Below are 22,826 nucleotides of genomic sequence, written 5' to 3' on the forward strand. Positions count from 1 at the left end.
GGTCAGGTTATGATGGGTCCACAGTGAGTCCACAGTGAGTGCACGTTTTGCCGAACAAACCGTGCACTCACTGTGGACGGACCGTGCTTTCAGTGTGCACGCATGAAGAAGTTACAGCGAATAGTCCTTTTATTTATTTGATCTTTTAAAAATTGTTCTTAGATTGCTGTTGAATTCGCTCGAATAACCTAAACAGTCCTTTACATTCAATTCAACCAACCTAAGCCTATGCTAAGTATTAAAATTCATACAATGTCAAGCATCTTCAAATGACGGGTACGTAACCGATACCCTTTTTAACTTTTAAAATCCGACTAACCATCCTTGAATCAACTAACACCTAAAAACAAATGATGACAACAAAGAATTTTACTGCAATAAGTTTCCTTTTGGGAATTCTATTTGCTTTACTCCCGGAAGCAGGTTATGCCCAGGGAACACAAAATGTACGTGGAAAGGTTGTAGACCGAACTAACCAGATTACCCTTCCGGGCGTCAGTATCAGAATTAAAGGAAGCAACTCCGGTAACGTAACCGACATCAATGGAGCCTTTCAATTGACCGCAAAAACGACCGATACCCTGGTTTTCTCTTTCATTGGTTACCAAAGTAAACAGGTGGCCGTCAACAACCAAACTGCCTTGACCGTTCAGCTTGATCCTGAATCAAGTGCTTTAAATGAAGTGGTGGTGGTAGGTTATGGAACACAACGTAGAAAAGACATGACAGGGGCCGTTTCTTCCATTAAATCAGAAGATCTAACCAAGGTGGCTACGCCAAGTTTCACCTCTGCCATCCAGGGTAAAATTCCCGGGGTATATGTTTCGCAGACCTCTGGCGCACCCGGCGGTTCTTCCTCTGTACGTATCAGAGGTGTTGGTACCACCGGGGGTAATCAGCCTTTATATGTAGTCGATGGTTTCCCCATCAGCAGCGGAAGTATGGGAACAGGCAGGAGTTCAGATAAAGTTGACGGTTTATCAGTGATCAACCCAAATGATATTGAGTCCATTGAAGTACTGAAAGATGCAGCATCAGCGGCTATCTATGGCTCCAGAGCCGCAAACGGCGTTATTTTAGTCACCACAAAACGCGGCAAGGAAGGACAGGCAAAGGTTAATTTTAACTCTTCGGTTGGTGTGGCGCAGTTGTGGAAGAAACCGGAATTTTTAAACGCCGAACAGTTTGCGACCCTGGCGAATGAGCTGTATACCAATTCAAAGATGACGCCAAATCCGGAATGGGCAAATCCTGCCTCTTTTGGAGCAGGTACGAACTGGATTGACCAGGTATTTAGAAACGCACCGATTCAAAATTATGATTTCAGTGCTTCAGGTGGCACGCAGAAATTAAAAGCTGCTGTTTCCTTAGGCTACCTAGACCAGGATGGAACCATGATTGAAACCAAGTATAAGCGTTATACCGGTCGGTTTACGGCTGATTTAGCAGCAAGTGAAAAATTATCTTTTGGTGGTTCACTTGCTTATACCATCACGCAGTCGCAGGGCCAGCAAAACCAGGTCATGAACTATGGTATTTTTAACCTGGCACAACAGTTTTATCCTACATTGGGTCCCGATGCGGTGATTAACGGCTCCTCCGCCTATTACACTACCCAGGGAGACAATCCGGTGCTCAGGGCAAAATCAATGGATAACCGTTTAAAAAATTCAAGGGTTTTTGGAAATGTGTTTGGTGCCTATGAAATTATCAAAGGCTTAAAATTCAGGACAAGCCTTGGTATCGATAACGATAATGGCAGAAATACCTCCTGGGAACCTACTGCAGAACGTGGGCATTACAGAAACCTTCAGGCTTATTTAGCTGAAACAGCCGCTACAGATTTAACCTGGTTAATTGAAAATACACTATCCTATAACAAGCTCATTGATAAACACAATATTTCGGTTGTTGTCGGACAAACGGCACAGAAAAGTGAAACGGATTGGATTACGGCTGTCGGCAGGGAGTTTTCTAATGAACAACTGCAGGTAATCAATGGTAGTAAAACAGATTTAAGGGAAGCAAGTGGCACCCGCGGTGATTATGCTTTAGCTTCTTACCTGGCACGTGTAAACTATACCTTCAACGATCGTTATTTGTTTTCCGCGAGTATCAGGAGAGATGGATCATCGAATTTTGGGCCCAATAACAAATGGGGTAACTTCCCTTCCGTATCGGCAGGATGGAATATTGCGGAGGAAAATTTCCTTAAAAATTCCACTGTCATCAATGCATTGAAAATCAGAGGTAGCTGGGGGCAGCTCGGTAATGACGCCATTGGTGCTTTCGGTTATTTAAATACCATCAGAAGTGGAACGGCAAGTGACAACTATGTATTCGGGCCAAACCAGGATTTGATATTAGGAGCCTCCATGTCCAGACCGGGAAATGCGAATCTGAAATGGGAAACTACCGAACAAACAAATATTGGTATTGATGCTTCCTTATTTAATAACGCTGTTTACCTGACGGCCGATTACTATGTGAAGAATACAAAGGACATGTTGGTTAACCTGCCTGTTTCTTACGAGGCTGGTTTTACAACGGCTCCTTCTGTAAACGGTGGTGCGGTACAAAACAAAGGTTTTGAGCTCTTACTTGGGTACAAAACACAGGTCGGTGGATTGAAAATCGATGTGAATGGAAATGTTTCCACTTTAACCAATGTGGTGACCAGTTTAGGTGTGGGCCGACCAATAAACGGGCCGACCATTAACTTTACCAGCATGAGTTCTTCGTTTACAGAAGTTGGCCAGCCTATCGGTTATTACCGCGGTTATGTGGTTGACGGAATTTACCAGACCAATGAAGAAGTGAATAAAACTTTACAACCCAATGCCGTAGCCGGAGATTTCAGGTTTAAAGACATCAATGGTGACAATATTCTTTCTGATGCTGATAAAGTGAAACTGGGAAAACCATGGCCGGATATCATGTATGGGATGAACCTGGACCTGGCTTTTAAAGGGTTTGATTTAAATGTCATGCTGCAGGGGGTTGCCGGAAATGAGATTTTCCATTCCAATAAGTTTTCTATGTATCCGATGAAGTATTTCGGAGGAACGGGTGTTGTGAACAGTTCAATAAATGTTTTAGAGCGCTGGACTCCTGGAAGTGGGAAAAATGAAATCCCAGCCTTAAAATATGTGGATGCGAACGGGAATTATGCAAATGCTTCTTCTTTTTATGTGGAAAAAGGTGATTACATGAGGGTAAGAAATATCGTTTTAGGTTATAGCCTGCCTTCGTCCTTAACCAATAAATTGAACTCCTTTAAAAATGTTCGGTTTTATGTAAGTGCGCAAAACCTGTTCACGTTCACTTCTTATTCTGGGTTTGATCCTGAAGTAGGCAGTACAAACCCGATCAGGGCAGGAGTTGATGATGGCGTTTACCCAATGCCAAGAACTTTCACCGCAGGTATTAATCTTACGCTATAATTCTCATATATGATGACTTCATCACCACTAAAAATCAAAAATATACAGATGAAAACAGGATTTAAATATATAATGCTTTTAATAAGCATCAGCATTTTTTCGTCATGTACGAAAGACTTTCTGACCTTGGCGCCGAAGGATCAATTAACGGATGCTAACTTTTTCCAGACAGAAAAAGATGCACTGGCATCACTTACCGGCGTTTATGGTCAGTTACAACCCAATGAAACTTACGGGGTATCCATTGATGCTGCGGATATTGAGTGGGCCATGAGTGGCGATTTGTATGAAATGGACGGATCGGCGGCAAGGATTGAAATTCACTCATTGAACCTGCCGTCCAGTAATACAAAGATCAGAGATCTGTATAGCCAGACTTATATAGGAGTGAGCCGGGCTAATTTAACGATTTCCAGTGTGAGTAAAATGGAAGGCCTGGACGAAGATGTGAAGGCGAAAATCGTGGCACAGGCAAAGTTTTTAAGGGCTATATTTTATTATCGCCTGGTTAATTATTTCGGTGGTGTTCCATTGGTACTGGAAGCACTTGATGCTTCTTCCAATATGGAAATTCCGAGAGCGAGCACAGCGGAGGTCTGGGCGCAGGTAGAGAAAGACCTCAATGAAGCCATTCCTGTTTTGCCTGCAAAATGGCAGGGTAATGATTTAGGCCGCGTTACCAAAGGTGCAGCTTTAGGGTTTTTAGCCAAAGCTTACCTATGGCAGGAAAAATGGACGGAGGCCGTGCGGGTGAGTGAAGAAATCAATGCACTGGGCATTTATAATATCCTGCCCAATTTCAGAGATGTTTTTCTGGAAACGAATGAAGGAAATGCAGAGATGCTTTTTGCTACACAGTTTCGTGGTGGAAACGATGGCGAGGGAAGTAATATCGTTTACCGGACTGCCCCAAGGGGAGCCCCTGCTGTGTTTACAGGTTCTGGTGCCTGGAGTAATTTCGTTCCACAGACACACTGGGTGCAAGCCTTTGAGAAAGACCAGGCTGGGAGGATTAAAGACGACCGCTATTGGAGGGCAATTATTGGTCCGGGAGAACCACACCAGGATATGGCTGCTTTTGTGATGCCGGCCAGCGTTCCGGCCGGGTGGTCTAAATCGGGCTACATCCTTACTAAATATTGGCAGAAAGCCACCATCGGGAACTCGGGTGTAAACGCGCCTGTGTTGCGTTATGCTGAGGTGGTATTGAACTATGCGGAAGCTTTGAATGAAGTTGGCCGCAGTCAGGATGCCATGATTCAGGTTAACCGTATCCGGACACGTGCTAAATTAGATCCTAAGCCGCTTACTTTAGGTAAAGCGGCTGTTCTTGATGCTATATTTTATGAAAGAAGGATGGAGTTTATATGGGAATCTGCAGGCGCTTTCTCCGATTTAAATCGCAGGGGCCGTTTCCTTAATTTTATCCGTGACAACAGGCCTAATTATTCAACCTTAGATGTGGCTAATAAACCGTGGCTTCAAACCAAGCCAATACTTTTACCTATTCCACGTGAGGCATGGGAAAGAAACAGGGCGCTTGAACAAAACCCTGGTTATACTTTTTAAATGTTCGAGTTATAATTTATGGGTTATGGTGACCAATTAGGGCTGGGGGTAATATCCTGGCCCTTTTTTTTTTTTCGTTTAACTTCTGGTAAATGGGGTATATCTATGTCCACAAGGTACAGTGCGTTTGTCCTGCAAAAAAACCTCTCTTATAATTTTATTATTACCTTTCCATTTCATTTTAAATTGAAACCTATACGAAACATTATGATATTTGGATTATTTGAAACATTAGCGTTTGCATGCCTTGTCTTACTTTTAGGGTTTTTTATCGTTAAAAAAGTAAGTTTTTTTAGAGACTACAACATTCCCGAACCTGTAGTAGGTGGCTTTTTCATTGCGGTTATCCTTTACATCTTAAATTCCACTATGGGCATTAGCCTCACTTTCGAAGGCTCGCTTCAAGCAGCGATGATGCTCATTTTCTTTGCCTCCATCGGGTTAAGTGCCGATTTCGAAAAGCTAAAAAAAGGAGGGAAACCCTTAATCATATTCATTTGTCTGACAGGTTCATTCATCATCATTCAAAATATTTTCGGAATATCGATAGCATCATTAGTAGGATTAAACCCCAGCTATGGACTAATTGCAGGCTCCATCACACTGACAGGAGGACATGGAACAGGCGCAGCATGGGCAGAAAATCTTACTGAAACGTTTCAAATCAGTGGAGCCATGGAACTAGCTATGGCATGTGCTACCTATGGCTTAGTTATGGGTGGTATAATCGGAGGTCCTGTAGCCAAAGTACTGCTGAAAAGAAAGAATATACAACCAGCAAATGAAATACAAGAACATCAACAACCAGTAGAAATGTTTGAAAGCCCAACTTCAAATAGAAGAATCAATGTTCGTAATATGATTGAAACGCTGACGATGTTAGCAATTTGTTTAGCAGCAGGACAACTACTATATGAATATTTAAAAGGAACGTGGCTTGAACTGCCCAATTTTGTTTGGTGTCTATTTATCGGCGTGATCATTCGCAATACCATTACCCGGGTTTCTAAGTATGTCGTAAACGATCATGCCGTAGATGTTCTTGGAAACACCGGTTTATACCTATTTTTAACCATTGCCTTAATGTCCTTACAATTATGGCAATTACAAGGGCTAGCATCTCAAGTATTAATCGTGCTGGTATTACAAACAGTAGTCATGATTTTATTTGCCATGTTCATCACCTTTAGGGTAATGGGAAGCGATTATGACGCCATTGTATTGAGTGCTGGACATTGTGGGTTTGGATTGGGTGCAACCCCAACGGCCGTCGCCAATATGCAAGCCATAACCGACAAATATGGTCCATCACATAAAGCATTTTTAATTGTTCCTATGGTAGGTGCCTTCTTTGTTGATATCTTAAACAACGTATTTATTAAATTATTTGTAAGTTATTTAGCGTAGTCTACACTGGATTAGTGTGATGCTACCGTGGAATTTAACCCAAAAAAATGCCCCCAAATTTGTTTAAATTTTGGGGGCATTTTTTTGACTCAGTCTTTTTTGTAATGCTGTTTACTTAGTACCTGTAAGTGTCAGCTTTAAAAGGACCTTCAACCGGAACACCGATATAATCTGCTTGGTGCTGATCTAAAACATCCAGTTCCACACCGATTTTAGCCAGGTGTAAACGTGCAACTTTCTCATCTAAATATTTAGGAAGCACATATACCTTATTTTCGTAGCTAGCGGTGTTTGTCCACAATTCTAACTGCGCTAAAGTTTGGTTGGTGAATGAGGCAGACATTACAAAGCTTGGGTGACCTGTGGCGCAACCTAAGTTTACCAAACGGCCTTCAGCTAATAAAATGATGTCTTTTCCGTCAATGGTATATTTATCAACCTGAGGTTTGATCTCTATTTTAGTATCTCCGTAATTTGTATTTAACCAGGCTACGTCAATCTCATTGTCGAAGTGACCAATGTTACAAACAATAGCTTTGTCTTTCATTACTTTGAAGTGCTCTGCACGAACGATGTTACAGTTACCTGTAGTCGTTACAATAATATCTGCTTCTAGAACGGCAGTAGCAAATTTCTTTACTTCATAACCTTCCATTGCAGCCTGTAAGGCACAGATCGGATCAATTTCAGAGATGATCACACGTACACCTTGTGAGCTTAGAGATTCTGCAGAACCTTTACCCACATCGCCATAACCGGCAACCACAGCAACTTTACCAGCCATCATGATATCGGTAGCACGACGGATTGCGTCAACCAATGATTCACGACATCCGTATTTGTTATCGAATTTCGATTTTGTTACCGAGTCATTTACGTTGATCGCAGGTAAGTGCAATGTTCCGTTTTTCATGCGCTCGTATAAGCGGTGAACGCCTGTTGTGGTTTCTTCAGATAAACCTTTGATACCGGCAATCAGTTCAGGGAATTTATCGAATACCATATTGGTTAAATCGCCACCATCATCCAAGATCATGTTTAAAGGCTGGCGCTCAGGACCAAAGTGTAATGTTTGTTCAATACACCAGTCGAAATCTTCCTCGTTCAGACCTTTCCAGGCATAAACCTGGATACCCGCAGCAGCAATTGCAGCAGCAGCGTGATCTTGTGTGGAGAAAATATTACATGATGACCAGGTTACTTCTGCACCTAATTCTACTAAAGTTTCAATTAAAACTGCAGTTTGAATGGTCATGTGAAGGCAACCAGCAATGCGGGCTCCTTTTAATGGTTTTGATGGGCCAAATTCTTCGCGCAATGACATTAGACCTGGCATTTCAGCCTCTGCTAATCCGATTTCTTTGCGGCCCCATTCTGCCAGTGAAATGTCCTTAACTTTGTAAGGAACGTAAGTTGTCTCTACTGATGACATATTGATTTTGATTAAGTTCTTAATTTATAGATAGTTAATGAGTTGAAAAAATACTTTGCTAATAATTGACTGCTAGATTTAATCCTCTTTTTTTCAGGTACAAATTTACGCAATAGTTTGGCCAAAAAACAAAAAGCTTTATTCTGATAAGTTTCTTTACTTTTTGCTTACACCGGGTAATATCAACAGTTAAACAAAAAGCTGACCGAATGGGGTAGGGCGTTAATATCATCTCCGTGTACTTATAACTTCTCCGTCAAAGTTTACAATAAATAAAGTAGTTTTCTCATTGAGAATTAAATTTATATATTTGAAACGTCTGCTCACTTATGAACAGACTCATTCTCTCATCTTATCAAATATAAATTAACGTATGTTTCAAAATCCATTTTCATTTAGTGGCAGGATACGCAGGCTCGAATATGGTCTGAGTTATCTTATTTACATGGTAGCAGCTTTAATGGCGACTGGCCTAACGATGACATTCGATGATCCTCAAGGCCAAACAGCCAATCTCCTTATCGTTCTATTTTATATTCCTATGATCTGGTTTTTACTAGCGCAGGGAACCAAGCGCTGTCATGACAGGGGCAATAGTGGATGGTGGCAAATCATTCCTTTTTACGGGTTCTGGATGATCTTCGCAGAGGGGGAGATAGGTGTTAACGAATATGGCGAGAACCCAAAGGTATAATTACTGTAAAAAAGATTCCTAAGGCTCCACCGTTCCATTTAAAATCCATTCAAGACTAAACTTATGGAATTCAATGGATTTACTACTGGTTTCGTTTTGAGTGATATCTTCGTTTAATTCCACTAATGCGCCAATATGATAATCAGCAGTTTTTGCCATACTGGTATATCCAGCTCTTGTTGTAATGGTATTGTTATAGTCGCAATTAATCGGACTAGAAAGGGCTCTGCTTTTGGCCCAGGTAACGCCGTCATCATAACTGATTCTCACAGTGAGGTTACATCTTTTATCGATACTGTTTGAGTTTAAAAAAATGATTCTTCGGTTTGGCAGATCTGTATTATACCGGAGGATGGAACCTTCACATTTCGGATCGGGAAGCGCACTCACTGTAGCAAATGAAGAGAATGCTTGTTCTATCTACAGGCGCTGACCAGGTTGCTCCATGATCATCACTATAAGTAGTATAAATTTTTCTGTCGCCCCATGCAGCAAAATCCGACCATTCGGCCTTAAACTCATCGTTCCAGATCATGAAAAGCCATATTCGCCCATTGGGGCCATTTAACCGGTCATAAACTGCAGTAGGATTACTGGTACGCCATTATATTTCCGCTCTTTTATTATTTTGCCATCAGGGTGTTTAAAAGCTATATCAAAACAACCGCGGATGCTGAAGACATTTTGAAAGAATTGCAGCGTTAAAAGATTTCGTTGAATAGTATCGGAAAGGCATATTTCGCCTACTTAGTTTTGATGTCTTAATTTGCGACATCAAAACTCAAACTCGTTTTCGAAATCCATTCTGTAGCGAATTCATTTTCAAGGAGGTTTGAAAAATGCCGAAAGTTGTCTAAACTTGAACAACGATAAATCCGAAACCTTATGGCAGAAGTAAAAACTAAGCAGACCGAGGCAGATGTTCAAGAATTCATTAATTCATTTGCCGAAACAGCGCAAAAGCGAAAAGACAGCTTCGAACTGCTGAAGTTGATGCAGGATTTTACAGGTGATGAACCAAAAATGTGGGGACCGACCATGATCGGTTTCGGCAGTTACCATTACAAGTCCGAACGGAGTAATCAAGAAGGGGACTGGCCACTTATTGGTTTTTCGCCACGCAAGGCGGCTATTTCGCTTTATGTGTACACCGGAAGCCCGGAGCATGAGCATTTACTGGAAGATCTTGGGAAATTCAAAATGGGTAAAGCCTGTATTTATGTCAAAAAATTATCGGACATCAACCAGGAAGCACTCAAAAAACTAATGAAAGCGACAATAGAATTCCTCCAGTCGAAATACCAGAGTTAACATTCGTATAACATGACAGTCAGAGAAATATTAACCCAACTCGAATCGCTCGGTAATGAAAAAGTCCGCGCGCACAATATTAAGTTCGGCGCAGGCGACAATCAGTTTGGTGTTAAGATGGGAGATATCAGGGCTATAGCCAAAAAAATCAAAACCAACCATCCATTGGCTTTGGAACTTTGGGAAACGGGCAATGTAGAGGCTCGTCTTTTAGCTACGCTGATCGTCAAGCCAAAGGAATTGAGTGTGGATGAAGTGGATAGGATGGTCCGTTCAGAAAGGTTTTCCCAGGTTGCCGATTGGTTCAATGCTTACGTGGTGAAGGAGCATCCTGACAACGAATTACTTCGTGGAAATTGGCTGAAGAGCAATGACCCGATGGCCGCACGTGCAGGCTGGAGCCTTACTGCAGGCCGTGTGGCCAGAAACCCCGATGGGCTTGACCTTTCTGCTTTGCTGGACAGGATTGAAGCAGAAATGCCGAAATCCGCTCCAGAAACTCAATGGACAATGAACAGCACTTTAGCGCAGATCGGCATTAATATGCCGGAGCTTCGTGAACGGGCTTTAGCTATCGGCGAAAAAATGGGGATTTACAGGGATTATCCGGTTTCTAAGGGCTGCACTTCTCCCTTTGCGCCGATCTGGATCAATGAAATGGTGAGCAGGAAAGAGAAATAATCATATGATGGTAGTAAAATGGATTACAATGAAAATCCTGATCTAACCGGAAAACGCTTAGCTGTTTTAAAAAAGATCTTCGTTAAAGCAAAATAGATAAAAGGCCATAAAAACGGTACAAATATAAGTGCCACTATATTTAGCCAATGAATTGTTTTTCTGTTTTTTTCGATGTCATAGGCGGCCCACAAATAGGAAGCGATAATGGCTGTAAACACTAAAATAATTAATATATTCATTCGTATTTATTTTTATTTGGCCCATGTAATATATGCAAAATCCTTTACTTGCTTTAGTAATTTCAACGTAAAAACTAATTCACAGTAATTGTATCGTTTTGATGCTATGAACCAGTACTGTACCTTTGTAACTTAAAGATTAGAAAACTCAAAAAATTATCATATGTATCCTGAATATTTAGTTGAACCGATGCGTGCAGAACTTACCAATGTAGGTTTTGAAGAATTAAAAACTCCTGAAGAAGTAGATAGCGCCATTAATACTGAAGGTACAGTGTTAGTGATTGTAAATTCTGTTTGTGGATGCGCAGCAGCGAATGCACGTCCTGCAGCAAGAATTGCAGCAGCAAATGAAAAGCACCCTACTAAACTGGTGACAGTTTTTGCAGGTATGGAAAAAGATGCTGTAGATAAAGCAAGAGGTTATATGATGCCTTTCCCACCATCATCACCTTCAATGGCTTTATTTAAAGATGGTAAATTGGTTCATATGATTGAGCGTCATCAAATTGAAGGCCGTCCTGCGCAAATGATTGCAGATAGCTTAATTGGTGCTTTCGAACAATATTGCTAGTTAAATTATTCTCCTGCGAATAAATTGCAGGTTAAAAAAATAAGGGGTGCTGTGAAAACAGACACCCCTTATTTTTTTAAGGATTAATAAGGCAGCGCTCCTTGTTCTTTGTTTTCCAGGATCACTTTCAGGTTATCCAAACCAGCCTGCAGCTGATTGCCAATGGTCTGGTCCATATTCATCACGAGAATCATAAGGTTCAATGGATAATTCATCTTGCCTGTAAAATTCCATTTCACTTTGGTGTAAATGTCCTGGTAATCCTCGGTGGTCATATAACTATAGGAAGTCGATTCCAAAGGTTTAACGAAACGAAGCTCAGTATCTATTCTAAACCCATTCTGTAGCTTCCTGATCTCCTGCTCCCCTTTCCCTACATTACTGTTCTTGCTTTCCCAGGCAGATACAAAACCCACCGCTCCATCGGTACCACGGTATTCCTTTTTCATGGCAGGATCCATATTGGCCCACACGCTAAACTGGTCCTGGTTCTTTAAAAATTTAATATAATCGTATACGGTTTGCCGCGGTTTCTCAATAACAATTTCCCGTTCTATGGCATATTCTTTTTTGACAAAGAGGGCAACGACTAGTGCCAATACAACAATTCCCACCAAGAGGAAAAGCAAGCCTTTTAAGATCTTCATTTAAATTTATTTTAGGTTTTTTACAGCCTGTGAATCCTACAGGTTGAATAGGTCAAACATGCAACTAATTTTTGTATACCAGGTAAACTCATTTTATACAAAATGAAACGTAAAATTGTTTTGCAATTATCCTACTTAAGAAATTTTTATTAAATTGTATTTATAATTTATAATGATGAAAGAAAGATCAGTAAGATATTGTGAAAATAAAAAGTTAGCTGCCTTGCGCTCCCTAGGTAAAAATAAGGATCATACCGTTTCAGAACAGCCTGCTGCAAAAGGAATGGTCATTTTTGTGAATGGTGTTCCAGTGATTCCATTTGAGGCAAAGGCAAATAATGAGAAAGGTAACAGCTAGAAGTCTTTATTAAGAAGTTTTTCAAGTTCCCCGAAAGATACATTCATTCTCACCCTGCCTTGTTTAGCGTAGGCTATTTCCCCTGTTTCTTCAGAAACAATCACAGCAACAGCATCTGTATGCTCTGATACCCCAATTCCTGCCCTGTGCCGCAGACCAAACTGTGGCGGAAGTTTATCGTTTTCCGTCAGTGGCAGGATGCAGCTGGCGCTTTTGATTTTGTTTTCAGAGATCACGACCGCGCCATCATGCAGCGGACTGTTTTTCTGGAATATACTTTCCAGCAGGCGTTTGGATATTTTCGCATCGATCACTTCGCAGCTGTTTGCAAAAAGCTGATCATCGTAAAATTTTACAAAGATAATCAAGGCGCCTGTTCTGGATTTTTTCATGCTCTTGCAGGCATCAATCACAGGTTTTATCCTGGCCAGGTTATCCCTTTCAATTTCTTTATTGCCAAAAAGATAACCCCACCAGGCTTTATTCTTCTGGAGAAAGGTGTTCTTGCCAATAAGGAGCAAAAATCGCCTGATCTCTGGCTGGAAAATGATAATCAGGGCAATGATGCCCACGCTCATAAATTTATTAATAATAGTGGAAAGCAGGTTCATGTGCAGCGCATCCACTACATAGTAAAAAAGGAGAATAATGAACATCCCCAATAAAAGATTAACAGCGAGGGTGTTTTTAATCAGGCTATATATGTAATAGATTAAAATAGCGACGAAAATAATGTCTACTATATCGGTAATGGTAATCTTTAAAAAGTCGAAATCAAAGCCTTTCATTCTTGCCAAGTTAATAATTTAATGCAAATTAAACTTGTTGCATTTTTTGAATCAGCGTAATACATTCACGTGCTTCCTGCACATCGTGCACCCTTAATATTTTTGCCCCTTTTAATAAGGCAATTGTATTTAAAACAGAAGTCCCGTTCAGCGCCTGCACTGCAGTGATGCCCAGTGTTTTTTGTATCATGGATTTTCGGGAAAAACCTACCAACAGGGGCAGGCCAATAATGTGGAGGTCTTCCATTTCCTGGAGGAGCTTGTAATTATGATCGACACTTTTAGCAAAGCCAAAACCGGGATCAAGGATGATGTCTTTAACGCCCAGTTTTTTTAAGGCGGCAACTTTATCGACCAGGTAAGTAATGACTTCCAGCGTAACGTTATCATAATGTGGATCCTGCTGCATATTTTGCGGCGTGCCCTTCATGTGCATCAGGATATAGGGAACGTTTAACTCCCCTGCTGCCTGGAACATCTCCTCATCCAGCTCACCGCCGGAAATGTCGTTGATCACGTGTGCACCTGCCTTTATGCTTGCCCTGGCTACAGCGGCCCTAAAGGTATCGATGGATAAAATTGCTTCGGGAAAACTTTTTTGAATGGCTTCAATTACGGGTACAACCCTGTCAATTTCTTCAACGGTGCTCACTTCCTTTGCCCCCGGTCGGGACGAGTAACCACCAATATCTATGAATTTAGCGCCTTCTTCCAGCAGTCTTTCCGTTTTAATCAGCGCCGCATCAACGGTTGCATTTCTGCTGTCTTTAAAAAAGGAATCGGGGGTAATATTTACGATTCCCATTACACAAGGGGTACTTAAATCCAGTATTTCACCTTTGAGGTTAAGTGTTGTCTTTCGGTTTAAAAATGTATCTTTATCCATTGTTTAATACAAAAATACAGTAATAAACAGCTTTAAACTAAATAATAAATTGTTTTGGCAACAAAAACCCTACAAGAATACGATGCAGTTATAGCGGTTTGTAAATCGCTTTTTTTAAAGAAAACCATAGACTACGGCACCGCATGGCGCATTCTCCGTCCTCAATCAATTACTGATCAGCTTTTTATAAAAGCTCAGCGCGTCCGTACACTTGAAGAGAAGAAAGTAGCTAAAGTTGATGAAGGAATAATCCCTGAATATATCGCCATTGTGAATTACTGCGTCATTGCCATGACACAGCTTCACCTTTCTCCCGACGACCCCTATGAACTTGAAGTTTCATTGGTGGAGTCATTATTCGATAACCAGGTAAGGGCTGCAAGAGAACTAATGCTAGCTAAAAACCACGATTATGGTGAGGCCTGGAGAGATATGCGCATATCTTCCTTAACGGATCTCATCCTCATGAAAATTTTAAGGGTTAAACAGATTGAAGATAATGCCGGCGCTACTTTAGCCTCTGAAGGGGTATATGGCAATTACCAGGATATGCTGAACTATGCTGTTTTTGCATTGATTAAAATGGATGTAAAATAATAACAAATCATGATGGCTTCATCACAATTAAACAAACTATAACCAGATGCATAGAGGGCTCCTTATTTTTGCGAGATTATTTGTTGGTATCCTGTTCATTTTTTCAGGCTTAATTAAGGCTAACGATCCGCTGGGCTTTGGCTATAAACTTCAGGAATATTTTGAAGTGTTTCATATGCCATTTTTAAGTGGAATTGCTACTGGCATCGCCATATTTTTATGTGTGCTTGAAATTGTGCTGGGCATCTTGCTGTTATTGGGTTTGTGGAGCAGGAAAGTGATTACCGGCTTGTTGGCCATCATCATCTTTTTCACCTTCCTCACCTTTGTTTCCGCCGCTTTTAAAGTGGTTACATCCTGTGGTTGTTTCGGTGATGCCATCCCGTTAACACCATGGCAATCCTTCGGTAAAGATATCATCCTGTTGATTTTAATTGTTTACCTGTTTATCTACAGGGACCGTGTTTTACCGCTGATTAGAAAAGAGCGCAGCCAGATAACGATCCTGGTCGTGGTGCTGATTGCCTCCGTCGGTTTTTCGCTGGTTACCTATAGCAGGGGGCCGTTTGTCGATTTTCTACCTTATAAAGTCGGGGCAAACCTGCCTGAGCTGATGAAAACACCTGAAGGTGCTGTGCTGGATGAATTCCTGATTATGTATCACCTTGAAAACCAGGCGACAGGTGAGAAGAAGGATATGTCTGACAAAGAGTACCTTAAAACCGAAATCTGGAAAGATACCAGCTGGGTAATTACCGGTGATCCGGTAAAGAAACTGATCAAGAAAGGCTTTGAGCCTAAGATTAAAGATTTGTCTATCAGTGACGCTTCAGGAACTGATTATACAAAAGAATTGATCGAAAATCCTTACTATAACCTGATTATTGTCGCCTACGACCTGGGTGCCACCAACGAAAAAGCGATGGCCAAACTGAACGATATGGCACTGGAAGCTGAAAAAGACTTTAACATCAGGACCGTATTGCTTACCTCAAATTCTGCTCAGGATGCAGCTGCTTTCAGCAAAAGGATGAAGTTGTTTACTGAAATCTTTTATGCAGATGCCGTGCCTTTAAAAAGTATGGTAAGGGCAAACCCCGGGGTATTATTGTTAAAAGACGGTGTAGTCATCAACAAATGGCATTACAATACCATGCCTTCTTTCGAATTTCTTGTAGATACTTATTTCAGTAAATAACATGTTTCAGTACGCATTAAAGAAATTCTTATACGGTTTGGCAGTAATTGCCGGCGTGGTTGTCGTGGTATTTGTTTTGTTTAATATTTTACCCGGTGACCCGGCAAGGATGACCATGGGGCAGCGCTCTGATGTGCAATCGCTGGATGCTGTACGTAAAGAGTTCGGACTGGACAAGTCTAAGCCTGTTCAGTTTTTTTTATATGTCAATGATCTTTCGCCCATCGGTCTTCATGAAAATACAGCCGAAGCGCAGCAAAAGTATGGTTACGCAAAGGTAATCGACCTGGGTGATGACGTGATTGCTTTGAAAGTGCCTTACCTGCGAAGGTCTTATCAAACCAAACGTGATGTCACAACAATCCTATCTGAAACGGTTCCCAACACCTTTATTTTAGCGGTAACGGCAATGATTTTTGCCACTGTGATCGGTGTGTTTCTGGGTGTGATTTCTGCCGTACACCGGGACACCTGGATTGATAAAGCCGCAAATTCTTTTGCTATCCTGGGTATTTCGGCGCCTTCGTTCTTCGCCGGGATTATCATTGCATGGTTCTTTGGCTTTGTGCTCAGTGATTATACCGGGCTGAGCATGTCTGGCAGTTTATACAGCTATGATCCTTTTGAAGGGGAAGTGACCACCTGGAGGAACTTGTGGCTCCCGATGGTAACTTTGGGCTTAAGGCCCCTGGCCATTATCGTGCAGCTGACACGCAGTGCCATGCTTGATGTATTAGGGCAGGATTATATCCGTACTGCAAGGGCAAAGGGGCTCGGCAGGGATGCCATTATTTATAAACATGCTTTGAAAAATGCTTTGAACCCTGTGATTACAGCTATCTCGGGTTGGTTTGCATCGCTGTTGGCCGGATCTTTCTTCGTGGAATATGTTTTTGGCTATAATGGCTTGGGCCGTACTACGGTAACCGCACTAGAGATGTCTGATTTTCCTGTCGTGATGGGTTCTATTTTATTTATTGCTTTTATATTTGTAATTGTAAATATATTGGTAGACATATTATATGCCTTGGTTGATCCAAGGGTTAAGCTTGCTTAAAATGAGGGTATTTCTAATTGGTTTTATGGGCTGTGGCAAAACCACGCTGGCAAAAAAGCTTTCTGCAAGGTTGGGTTATCGATTGGTAGACCTCGACCATGAAATCGAAAATAAGTTAGGGCAGTCGGTGGCTTCTTTTTTTGCTGATCATGGGGAGGATGCCTTCAGGAAGCTGGAAAGTGAAATGTTGAAGACGCTTAATTATGACCAGAATACCATTATAGCAACCGGTGGAGGCACGCCTTGTTTTTTTGATAACATGGATTGGATGAACGCTAACGGACATACCATTTACATCGAAATGCCCGCTCCTGCATTAGCTACCCGTTTGCAGGGTGGTAAATCTACCAGGCCTTTGTTAAAGGATCTTAATCAGGAACAAATCCAGGAGTATATTGAACAAAAACTCTCGGAAAGGAAAGTGCACTATCTTAAAGCAAAGTCAGTTGTAAATGGCATTAATTTAGGTGCCGATGACCTGAAGGCTTTAATCTTCTCGAACGATAAAAATTAATTATTTCTCATCCATGAATTGTTCTTCAATGAACTTGATCCGTGTTTTTCCATGCGGAAGTGGATTACCGTCTTCATCTACGTTCACAAAAACAAGCTTGTCGATCGTTAAAATGCTTTTACGGGTAATTTTATTACGTACCTCACAACGCATCGTTAAAGACGTGGTGCCAAAAGCGGTAGCCGTAATTCCCATTTCAATGATGTCGCCTTGTTCCGCAGAACTGACAAAGTTGATTTCAGATATGTATTTAGTCACTACGAGCGAATTTTCCAGCTGAACAATAGCATATATTGCCGCTTCCTCATCGATCCATTTTAATAAACTTCCTCCGAATAGTGTTCCGTTAGGATTTAAGTCTTCGGGTTTTACCCATTTACGTGTGTGAAAATTCATACTATTTTTTGAGCAAATTTACAAATTATATTGCTCAATCATATCTTACTCTCTTTTTCCCTTTCATCGTGTGATCAACGGAGAGGGGGCCGGAACCCACAATCCAGAAAAGAATCAGTAATAAGAAAACAATGATGGAGAGCCACAATTCTGAATTGAGTATGGTAAAGCCTTTGGCCAGGTTGACGAAAAGGATGGCGCCCAACAGAATTGGCATTTGTATGACGACTGAGAAGCGGGTAAGCAAACCGATGGCTATGAATAATCCGCCTACAAGGTGCGCAAAGGCGACGATATGTATGATCAGACTTGCAATCATTCCTGAAAATCCGAATACGTTGTTTTGTAATATTAAGTCTTGAGAGGCTGTATTGTTACTGATCAGCGCAATGCCTTTAAAAAAGATTAACAACCCTAATGCAATTCTGATCACATCTAACCATTTAGGCCTGTGGACATCACCCCAGTGTTCAACTTTGTTAATAACGTTCATACAATTCCTTCATTTTTAGCGAAGTCCTCGATTAAAGTTATATAAATTACAGGAATTAATCAAGTGCTTTAGCATAAGCGGCTTACAGCCGTTTCCACAGCTGGTCATCCTGGTTTTGCATGATGGCGGAGAATTGTGAACGTGGTGGCAGGTTCAAATAGGGGTAGATCACCCTGGAAAGATAAAGCCCTTGGGGATGGGCAGGGGTAATGAGCGCCGGCGTTTCTTTGCTGATCAGGTATCCTTCAAACTCGTCGACGCTAACGAGGCCACGGCCGATTTTTATCACCTGGCCCATGATGATGCGGATCATTTTACCTAAAAAACGGTTAGCGGAAATTTGGAACCTGATGCGGTCCGCATTGTCATCAACCAACAGCTGTGCCGACATGACGTTGCAGATGGTGTGTTCATATTTATCCGGACTAATGCAGAAAGCCCTGTAATCTTTGTATTGGGGCAGCAGGGCCACTGCTTGTTTCATTTTATCCAGATCCAGGTCTTTTACTAAGTATAAAGCACTAAGCCCATTAAGGAAGGGGTTTTTATAGGTATGAATAAAGTAATCGTAAGAACGCAATACGGCGTCAAAGCGGGCATGTTGCAGCCCATCCATAGGAATAATGTCGTAAACGGCTATACTTGCGGGCAGGAGCTTGTTTAAGCGGAAAACCAGGTCATAATCCCATGTTTTGTCCAGGTCCATGTGGAAAAAGAACTGACTGGCATGAACCTGTGCATCTGTGCGGCCACAGCCATTGATTTCCACAGGAGTTTTAAGCACCTGGGATAATGCTTTTTCCAGCACACCCTGTACGTTTAAAACCCCCGGTTGTCTCTGCCAGCCCCTAAAATGCAGGCCGTGATAACTGATATGAACAAAGTATCTCAATGTCTTATTTTTTTCCTATTCTTTTTTGTAATTCCGCTATCGGCATGTTGAGCATTCTGCCAACAGGTTGTGTTCCTTTATAGGTGATGACCCTCAATAAGGTGGCATCTTTTGGTGTTAACAATGGCTCCGTATACTTAGGGTAAAAATGGTCCGGATAAGAGTTGTCGAAACTGTAATAGATGTCCAGTCCTTCCACTTCTGTGCTTAAATCAATCAGCAGGTTTTTATCCGGTGTTCGGGATGCTTTAAATATAGGGTCATAAACACTTGGTGCATATTTTGTTTCTGCAACATCCAGTCTTTTAAAATGCTGTTCTACTTTAGCAAAGAAACTCTTCCAGTTTTTCTTTTCTTTGGGAGACCAAGCTGATTCTGCAATGGCAAAGCCTCTTGGCCAGGTCATGTATTCTGCCTGCCTGATGTTGAAAACTTGTTCTGTCCATAAATTTCCTTGTCCGCCTTTAATATAAGCCGGATCTACACCTGCAGGTATGGGGTCAAATTCATAAGCCTTGCTTAAACGCAGTGAGGCATATACTTTTGGCTCTGCAATCACATCACTTTGCATATAATCTAAATACGCATACTGGCTGGGGCTCATCACCACCTGGTGTTTCTTTTTTGCCGCTTCAATTCCATATTTCTCTCCTCTCCAGGCCATAATGGCTGCGCTGGATGGGATATCTCCGTCAAGAATTTCGTCCCATCCAATGAATTTCTTCCCTTTGGACTCGACGATGCGCTGTACTCTTTTTTCAAAATAACCTTGTACCTGGTCCATGTTTTTTAAACCTTCTCTTTTCATCAGGTCCAGTATGGCAGGATTTTTCGCCCAAAAATTTCTCGGGGCTTCGTCGCCTCCCATATGGATGTATTCGAAAGGGAATATAGAGGCAACCTGTGTAATCACGGTATCTAAAAACTGGTATACTTTTTCATTTGCCGGACAAAGGGTATTGTCGACCAGGGCAGTAGGTGGTGCGCCTCTAGACCAGTCCATGATCTTTTCTCCGGAACGCACTTTGTATTGATCTGCTCCCGGTGTGCAGGATAATTCTGGGTATGAGGCGATAACAGCAAGACTGTGGCCAGGCACATCTACTTCGGGTAAGATATTGATAAACCTATCCTGGGCATATTTAACGAGTTCTTTGAGGTCTTCCTGGGTATAGAAACCGCCGTAAGTTCTCGGCTCATCTGCTGTTGGTGGTATGAAATCTCCAAATGTTCCCACCTTCTTTACATTCCAGGCACCTACTTCTGTTAGTTTTGGATAGCCTTTAATTTCTATTCTCCAGCCTTCATCATCTGTTAAGTGCAGGTGCAAAACATTGAATTTATAACGTGCCATGGCATCAATGTATTGCTTTACCTCTTTCTTGGTGAAGAAGTGACGTGCCACATCAAACATCAATCCTCTCCAGCCCAGGCGTGGATAATCAGTAATCTCTACGCATGGAGCCTTCCATTCGATATCTTTCACCACATCTTTGGCCTCAATTTCTTTAGGGAACAATTGCAGGAGGCTTTGTATACCATAAAATAAGCCGGCTTCAGCATTGGCTTTAATCACAATTGAATTTTTTAAAACGGATAAATGATAGCCTTCTGCTCCTAATTCTTTGTTTTGTTTGCTGTTGATGATCAACCTGATTGTTGGTGCAGCTTCAGGTGCAGGACTGCTGCTGACGAAACTTCCTGTCGCAGTGGAAAGCCTTTCCTGGAGGTAATCTGTCACCGCTTTCATCGCTGGTGTGGCTACTGCCTTGATAATTACGTTCTCGGGCAAAATAAAATGTCCGGTATTTTTGATGACCGACACGGGTTCTGGTATGATCGCTATTTCTGGTGGTAATACGGCCATGCTTTCCGAAGACGACATGGTATGAATGGCAGTGATCTCCTGACCAGCTGCCTGAAAATAAAGGAACAGGCAAATAATAATCGGAAGGCTTCTTTTCATAGGGATTTCATTAATGTTTAATCGTAGTAACAGTATAATGTGGTATTATTTAACAGTATCCTATTCAACCAACATTACGCTATTTAAATAGTGTTGTTTTCAAAGACTATTAAAGAATACGGCTGCAAGATATTAATAAATCGTGGGACTGGTGTCAATAGGAGATCACGGCACTCGTTCCGTTCAATTGTTTATTTTAAGGCATCCAGTGCTTTGTAGATCTTTTTGTTTATTCCGGATCCATTGTAGTTGTTCACATTGATGACCACAATGTATTTCTTCCCTGCTGGGTTGGTGTAATAACCTGCAAAAGCGGATACATCATTGATACTCCCGCTTTTGATCTTCATGCCATTGAATTCGGGCAAAGACTCATAGAACTCTTTAAACCATGGTTCTTGTTGCGACTGGTATAAAATTTTTGCCATGGCATAAGTGGTCACTCTTGTTGCCGGAGATAATCCACTTCCATCTGCCATATTTAAGGCATTTGGATCTATGCCTTTACCTTTCCAGTAGTCGATCGCAATCGCTGTCCCATTGGCTGTGGTGGCTGGTTTGCCAGCTTTCCAGGCTAAAGTCCGCATTAAATTTTCACCATAAAGATTAATGCTTTTTTTGTTGAACCAATAGATAATCTGACTTAACGTGGGTGAATTGATACTGATCAATTCTTTAGTGATGGCGGGCATGGGTAATTTTTCTGCGCTGAGTTTCCTTGAGGTGCTGACTTCCTTTATTTTGGCGATGCCTAAGCGCTTTAGCGTGTCTTGAAGACGATAGGCCGCATCATATGCTGGATCTGGCAGTGCTGCGGCGATGCCAGTTTTACGGATGCCCAAACCCCAGGTGCCTCTTAAATAAGCGATGGAGGAGAGGGGTGGAAGAAAAGCATAGGCATTATCGCCAGTACCTGCAGGACCGGTGGTTAACTCGTTAACGATTTGAAGATAAGGCATGGCAGGCTGCACTTTTACCATGGTAACAGGTTGACCCACACCGTTACCCCCTTTTAGGTGAATGTCGAACTGGTTTTCACGCCAGCTGAGTGCCGAAGGGGCGGCACCGTAATAGTTGCCCATGTCTTGCCAGGTCCATCCCAGCGGCATTGAACTTGTACCCCAGGCACTGTCGTCACCAATTACCCGGCCTTCAATTTGATTGATTCCTGCTTCTTTGATGGCTTTTACCCACTGACTGAGGATTTCATTTTCTTTGCTTTGTGAATAGCGCGAGGAGCCTAGTGTAGGATCTCCACCACCAATAATGATCAGGTCTCCCTTAAGCACACCATTATGGATAGTTCCACTATGGGCCAGCCTGGTTTGGTATTTAAAGTCTTTGCCTAAAATTCCAAATGCTGTTGCAGCGGTAATTGTTTTGAGGGTGGAGGCGGTTGCCATACCAATATTTTCATTCCTGCCAAATATGACCTGTCCTGTATTGGCATCTAACACACATAGTGAAGTGAGCGCGTATTTGGTTTGGGGATCTGCTGTTAAGACTTTGTACGCCTGGTCGAGTTTTTGAACAGGGTTTTGTGCAGCAGCGAGGCCTTGCCACAACACTAAAGAAGCAAGGAGAACCTTGGATTTGAACTTCATGGTTAAGATTTTTGGTCATAAAAAAATGTGATGCCTCAACAGTAGGTAAACTGTTAAAGCATCACATCCTGGTATAAATT

General features: G+C 41.8%; 23 protein-coding genes. 12 read left to right on the forward strand and 11 right to left on the reverse strand.

All coding sequences use genetic code 11. From position 1 onward, the window contains the following. Positions 1-350 precede the first annotated feature (350 nt). The 3 genes from WG905_RS18890 (at position 351) to gltS (ending at position 6,419) form a co-directional block, all read left to right on the forward strand. Positions 351-3,443: a SusC/RagA family TonB-linked outer membrane protein gene (locus tag WG905_RS18890; RefSeq protein WP_339593322.1), complete on the forward strand. Its 3,093-nt coding sequence runs from the start codon at positions 351-353 to the stop codon at positions 3,441-3,443. 48 nt (positions 3,444-3,491) lie between these two features. Beyond that, a complete protein-coding gene (locus WG905_RS18895; RefSeq protein WP_339593323.1) occupies positions 3,492-5,012 on the forward strand; it encodes a RagB/SusD family nutrient uptake outer membrane protein in 1,521 nt (506 codons plus the stop codon). Between the two features lie 207 nt (positions 5,013-5,219). Beyond that, positions 5,220-6,419 (forward strand): sodium/glutamate symporter, encoded by a 1,200-nt coding sequence (gene gltS, locus WG905_RS18900; protein ID WP_339593324.1) that lies wholly within the window; start codon positions 5,220-5,222, stop codon positions 6,417-6,419. Between the two features lie 115 nt (positions 6,420-6,534). On the opposite strand, the gene ahcY is transcribed toward gltS, so the two are convergent. Beyond that, positions 6,535-7,851, reverse strand: a complete 1,317-nt coding sequence (gene ahcY / locus WG905_RS18905; RefSeq protein WP_339593325.1) for an adenosylhomocysteinase — start codon at positions 7,849-7,851, stop codon at positions 6,535-6,537. A 373-nt stretch (positions 7,852-8,224) separates the two neighbouring features. Here ahcY and WG905_RS18910 point away from each other — a divergent pair, with 373 nt between their 5' ends. Beyond that, positions 8,225-8,545 (forward strand): DUF805 domain-containing protein, encoded by a 321-nt coding sequence (locus tag WG905_RS18910; RefSeq protein ID WP_339593326.1) that lies wholly within the window; start codon positions 8,225-8,227, stop codon positions 8,543-8,545. A gap of 18 nt (positions 8,546-8,563) precedes the next feature. On the opposite strand, the gene WG905_RS18915 is transcribed toward WG905_RS18910, so the two are convergent. Beyond that, entirely contained in the window at positions 8,564-8,815 is a 252-nt protein-coding gene (locus WG905_RS18915; protein WP_339593327.1) for a sialidase family protein, read from the reverse strand. Positions 8,816-9,430: 615 nt separating this feature from the next. On the opposite strand from WG905_RS18915, the gene WG905_RS18920 reads away from it, so the two are divergent. Both WG905_RS18920 and WG905_RS18925 read left to right on the forward strand, forming a co-directional pair. Continuing rightward, positions 9,431-9,856 (forward strand): DUF1801 domain-containing protein, encoded by a 426-nt coding sequence (locus tag WG905_RS18920; protein ID WP_339593328.1) that lies wholly within the window; start codon positions 9,431-9,433, stop codon positions 9,854-9,856. Between the two features lie 12 nt (positions 9,857-9,868). Then, positions 9,869-10,537: a DNA alkylation repair protein gene (locus WG905_RS18925; RefSeq protein ID WP_339593329.1), complete on the forward strand. Its 669-nt coding sequence runs from the start codon at positions 9,869-9,871 to the stop codon at positions 10,535-10,537. A 23-nt stretch (positions 10,538-10,560) separates the two neighbouring features. Here the strand turns inward: WG905_RS18925 and WG905_RS18930 are convergent, their stop codons facing one another. Further along, positions 10,561-10,776 (reverse strand): hypothetical protein, encoded by a 216-nt coding sequence (locus tag WG905_RS18930; RefSeq protein ID WP_339593330.1) that lies wholly within the window; start codon positions 10,774-10,776, stop codon positions 10,561-10,563. A 163-nt stretch (positions 10,777-10,939) separates the two neighbouring features. Here WG905_RS18930 and WG905_RS18935 point away from each other — a divergent pair, with 163 nt between their 5' ends. Next, positions 10,940-11,350: a BrxA/BrxB family bacilliredoxin gene (locus WG905_RS18935; RefSeq protein ID WP_339593331.1), complete on the forward strand. Its 411-nt coding sequence runs from the start codon at positions 10,940-10,942 to the stop codon at positions 11,348-11,350. Between the two features lie 83 nt (positions 11,351-11,433). Here the strand turns inward: WG905_RS18935 and WG905_RS18940 are convergent, their stop codons facing one another. Continuing rightward, positions 11,434-11,997, reverse strand: coding sequence for an SRPBCC family protein (locus WG905_RS18940; protein WP_339593332.1), 564 nt, complete (start codon positions 11,995-11,997; stop codon positions 11,434-11,436). A 172-nt stretch (positions 11,998-12,169) separates the two neighbouring features. Between WG905_RS18940 and WG905_RS18945 the strand changes: the two genes are divergently transcribed. Further along, on the forward strand, positions 12,170-12,355 hold the full coding sequence (locus tag WG905_RS18945) for a hypothetical protein (protein WP_339593333.1): 186 nt from the start codon (positions 12,170-12,172) through the stop codon (positions 12,353-12,355). Here WG905_RS18945 and cdaA read toward each other — a convergent pair. Both cdaA and folP read right to left on the reverse strand, forming a co-directional pair. Then, positions 12,352-13,143: a diadenylate cyclase CdaA gene (gene cdaA, locus WG905_RS18950; protein WP_339593393.1), complete on the reverse strand. Its 792-nt coding sequence runs from the start codon at positions 13,141-13,143 to the stop codon at positions 12,352-12,354. The genes WG905_RS18945 and cdaA overlap by 4 nt on opposite strands. Before the next feature lie 28 nt (positions 13,144-13,171). After that, entirely contained in the window at positions 13,172-14,029 is an 858-nt protein-coding gene (folP, locus tag WG905_RS18955; RefSeq protein ID WP_339593334.1) for a dihydropteroate synthase, read from the reverse strand. Between the two features lie 54 nt (positions 14,030-14,083). On the opposite strand from folP, the gene WG905_RS18960 reads away from it, so the two are divergent. From WG905_RS18960 to WG905_RS18975, 4 genes are read left to right on the forward strand one after another with little or no spacing between them, the layout of a single operon-like run. Further along, complete coding sequence (locus tag WG905_RS18960) at positions 14,084-14,626, forward strand: DUF1599 domain-containing protein (protein WP_339593335.1); 543 nt, start codon at positions 14,084-14,086, stop codon at positions 14,624-14,626. 46 nt (positions 14,627-14,672) lie between these two features. Further along, a complete protein-coding gene (locus tag WG905_RS18965) occupies positions 14,673-15,824 on the forward strand; it encodes a BT_3928 family protein (protein WP_339593336.1) in 1,152 nt (383 codons plus the stop codon). Position 15,825: 1 nt separating this feature from the next. Next, positions 15,826-16,881: an ABC transporter permease gene (locus WG905_RS18970; protein WP_339593337.1), complete on the forward strand. Its 1,056-nt coding sequence runs from the start codon at positions 15,826-15,828 to the stop codon at positions 16,879-16,881. Position 16,882: 1 nt separating this feature from the next. After that, positions 16,883-17,395 carry a shikimate kinase gene (locus WG905_RS18975; protein ID WP_339593338.1) on the forward strand — a complete coding sequence of 171 codons (513 nt, stop codon included), beginning with the start codon at positions 16,883-16,885 and terminating at the stop codon, positions 17,393-17,395. Here the strand turns inward: WG905_RS18975 and WG905_RS18980 are convergent, their stop codons facing one another. The 5 genes from WG905_RS18980 to dacB form a co-directional block, all read right to left on the reverse strand. Further along, positions 17,396-17,791 (reverse strand): acyl-CoA thioesterase, encoded by a 396-nt coding sequence (locus tag WG905_RS18980; RefSeq protein WP_339593339.1) that lies wholly within the window; start codon positions 17,789-17,791, stop codon positions 17,396-17,398. Between the two features lie 34 nt (positions 17,792-17,825). Then, positions 17,826-18,284, reverse strand: a complete 459-nt coding sequence (locus tag WG905_RS18985; protein ID WP_339593340.1) for a DoxX family protein — start codon at positions 18,282-18,284, stop codon at positions 17,826-17,828. Between the two features lie 82 nt (positions 18,285-18,366). Continuing rightward, the gene (locus tag WG905_RS18990; RefSeq protein ID WP_339593341.1) at positions 18,367-19,176 is read right to left on the reverse strand and encodes a tRNA pseudouridine synthase A; all 810 of its coding nucleotides are present in this window, start codon (positions 19,174-19,176) and stop codon (positions 18,367-18,369) included. A 4-nt stretch (positions 19,177-19,180) separates the two neighbouring features. Continuing rightward, the gene (locus WG905_RS18995) at positions 19,181-21,142 is read right to left on the reverse strand and encodes a beta-N-acetylhexosaminidase (protein WP_339593342.1); all 1,962 of its coding nucleotides are present in this window, start codon (positions 21,140-21,142) and stop codon (positions 19,181-19,183) included. 191 nt (positions 21,143-21,333) lie between these two features. Next, complete coding sequence (gene dacB, locus WG905_RS19000) at positions 21,334-22,746, reverse strand: D-alanyl-D-alanine carboxypeptidase/D-alanyl-D-alanine endopeptidase (protein ID WP_339593343.1); 1,413 nt, start codon at positions 22,744-22,746, stop codon at positions 21,334-21,336. Positions 22,747-22,826: the final 80 nt, after the last annotated feature.

It is taken from the genome of Pedobacter immunditicola, from assembly GCF_037482985.1.
Classification (GTDB): Bacteria; Bacteroidota; Bacteroidia; order Sphingobacteriales; family Sphingobacteriaceae; genus Pedobacter; species Pedobacter immunditicola.

Excerpts from the sequence above, each read along its gene's own strand:
- folP (WP_339593334.1), bottom strand. The coding sequence starts at position 14,029 with ATGGATAAAGATACATTTTTAAACCGAAAGACAACACTTAACCTCAAA.
- WG905_RS18995 (WP_339593342.1), bottom strand. The coding sequence starts at position 21,142 with ATGAAAAGAAGCCTTCCGATTATTATTTGCCTGTTCCTTTATTTTCAG.
- WG905_RS18925 (WP_339593329.1), top strand. The coding sequence starts at position 9,869 with ATGACAGTCAGAGAAATATTAACCCAACTCGAATCGCTCGGTAATGAA.
- WG905_RS18895 (WP_339593323.1), top strand. The coding sequence starts at position 3,492 with ATGAAAACAGGATTTAAATATATAATGCTTTTAATAAGCATCAGCATT.
- cdaA (WP_339593393.1), bottom strand. The coding sequence starts at position 13,143 with ATGAAAGGCTTTGATTTCGACTTTTTAAAGATTACCATTACCGATATA.
- WG905_RS18975 (WP_339593338.1), top strand. The coding sequence starts at position 16,883 with ATGAGGGTATTTCTAATTGGTTTTATGGGCTGTGGCAAAACCACGCTG.
- WG905_RS18970 (WP_339593337.1), top strand. The coding sequence starts at position 15,826 with ATGTTTCAGTACGCATTAAAGAAATTCTTATACGGTTTGGCAGTAATT.
- WG905_RS18890 (WP_339593322.1), top strand. The coding sequence starts at position 351 with ATGATGACAACAAAGAATTTTACTGCAATAAGTTTCCTTTTGGGAATT.
- ahcY (WP_339593325.1), bottom strand. The coding sequence starts at position 7,851 with ATGTCATCAGTAGAGACAACTTACGTTCCTTACAAAGTTAAGGACATT.
- WG905_RS18920 (WP_339593328.1), top strand. The coding sequence starts at position 9,431 with ATGGCAGAAGTAAAAACTAAGCAGACCGAGGCAGATGTTCAAGAATTC.
- dacB (WP_339593343.1), bottom strand. The coding sequence starts at position 22,746 with ATGAAGTTCAAATCCAAGGTTCTCCTTGCTTCTTTAGTGTTGTGGCAA.
- WG905_RS18980 (WP_339593339.1), bottom strand. The coding sequence starts at position 17,791 with ATGAATTTTCACACACGTAAATGGGTAAAACCCGAAGACTTAAATCCT.
- WG905_RS18985 (WP_339593340.1), bottom strand. The coding sequence starts at position 18,284 with ATGAACGTTATTAACAAAGTTGAACACTGGGGTGATGTCCACAGGCCT.
- gltS (WP_339593324.1), top strand. The coding sequence starts at position 5,220 with ATGATATTTGGATTATTTGAAACATTAGCGTTTGCATGCCTTGTCTTA.
- WG905_RS18945 (WP_339593333.1), top strand. The coding sequence starts at position 12,170 with ATGATGAAAGAAAGATCAGTAAGATATTGTGAAAATAAAAAGTTAGCT.
- WG905_RS18910 (WP_339593326.1), top strand. The coding sequence starts at position 8,225 with ATGTTTCAAAATCCATTTTCATTTAGTGGCAGGATACGCAGGCTCGAA.
- WG905_RS18935 (WP_339593331.1), top strand. The coding sequence starts at position 10,940 with ATGTATCCTGAATATTTAGTTGAACCGATGCGTGCAGAACTTACCAAT.
- WG905_RS18930 (WP_339593330.1), bottom strand. The coding sequence starts at position 10,776 with ATGAATATATTAATTATTTTAGTGTTTACAGCCATTATCGCTTCCTAT.
- WG905_RS18940 (WP_339593332.1), bottom strand. The coding sequence starts at position 11,997 with ATGAAGATCTTAAAAGGCTTGCTTTTCCTCTTGGTGGGAATTGTTGTA.
- WG905_RS18965 (WP_339593336.1), top strand. The coding sequence starts at position 14,673 with ATGCATAGAGGGCTCCTTATTTTTGCGAGATTATTTGTTGGTATCCTG.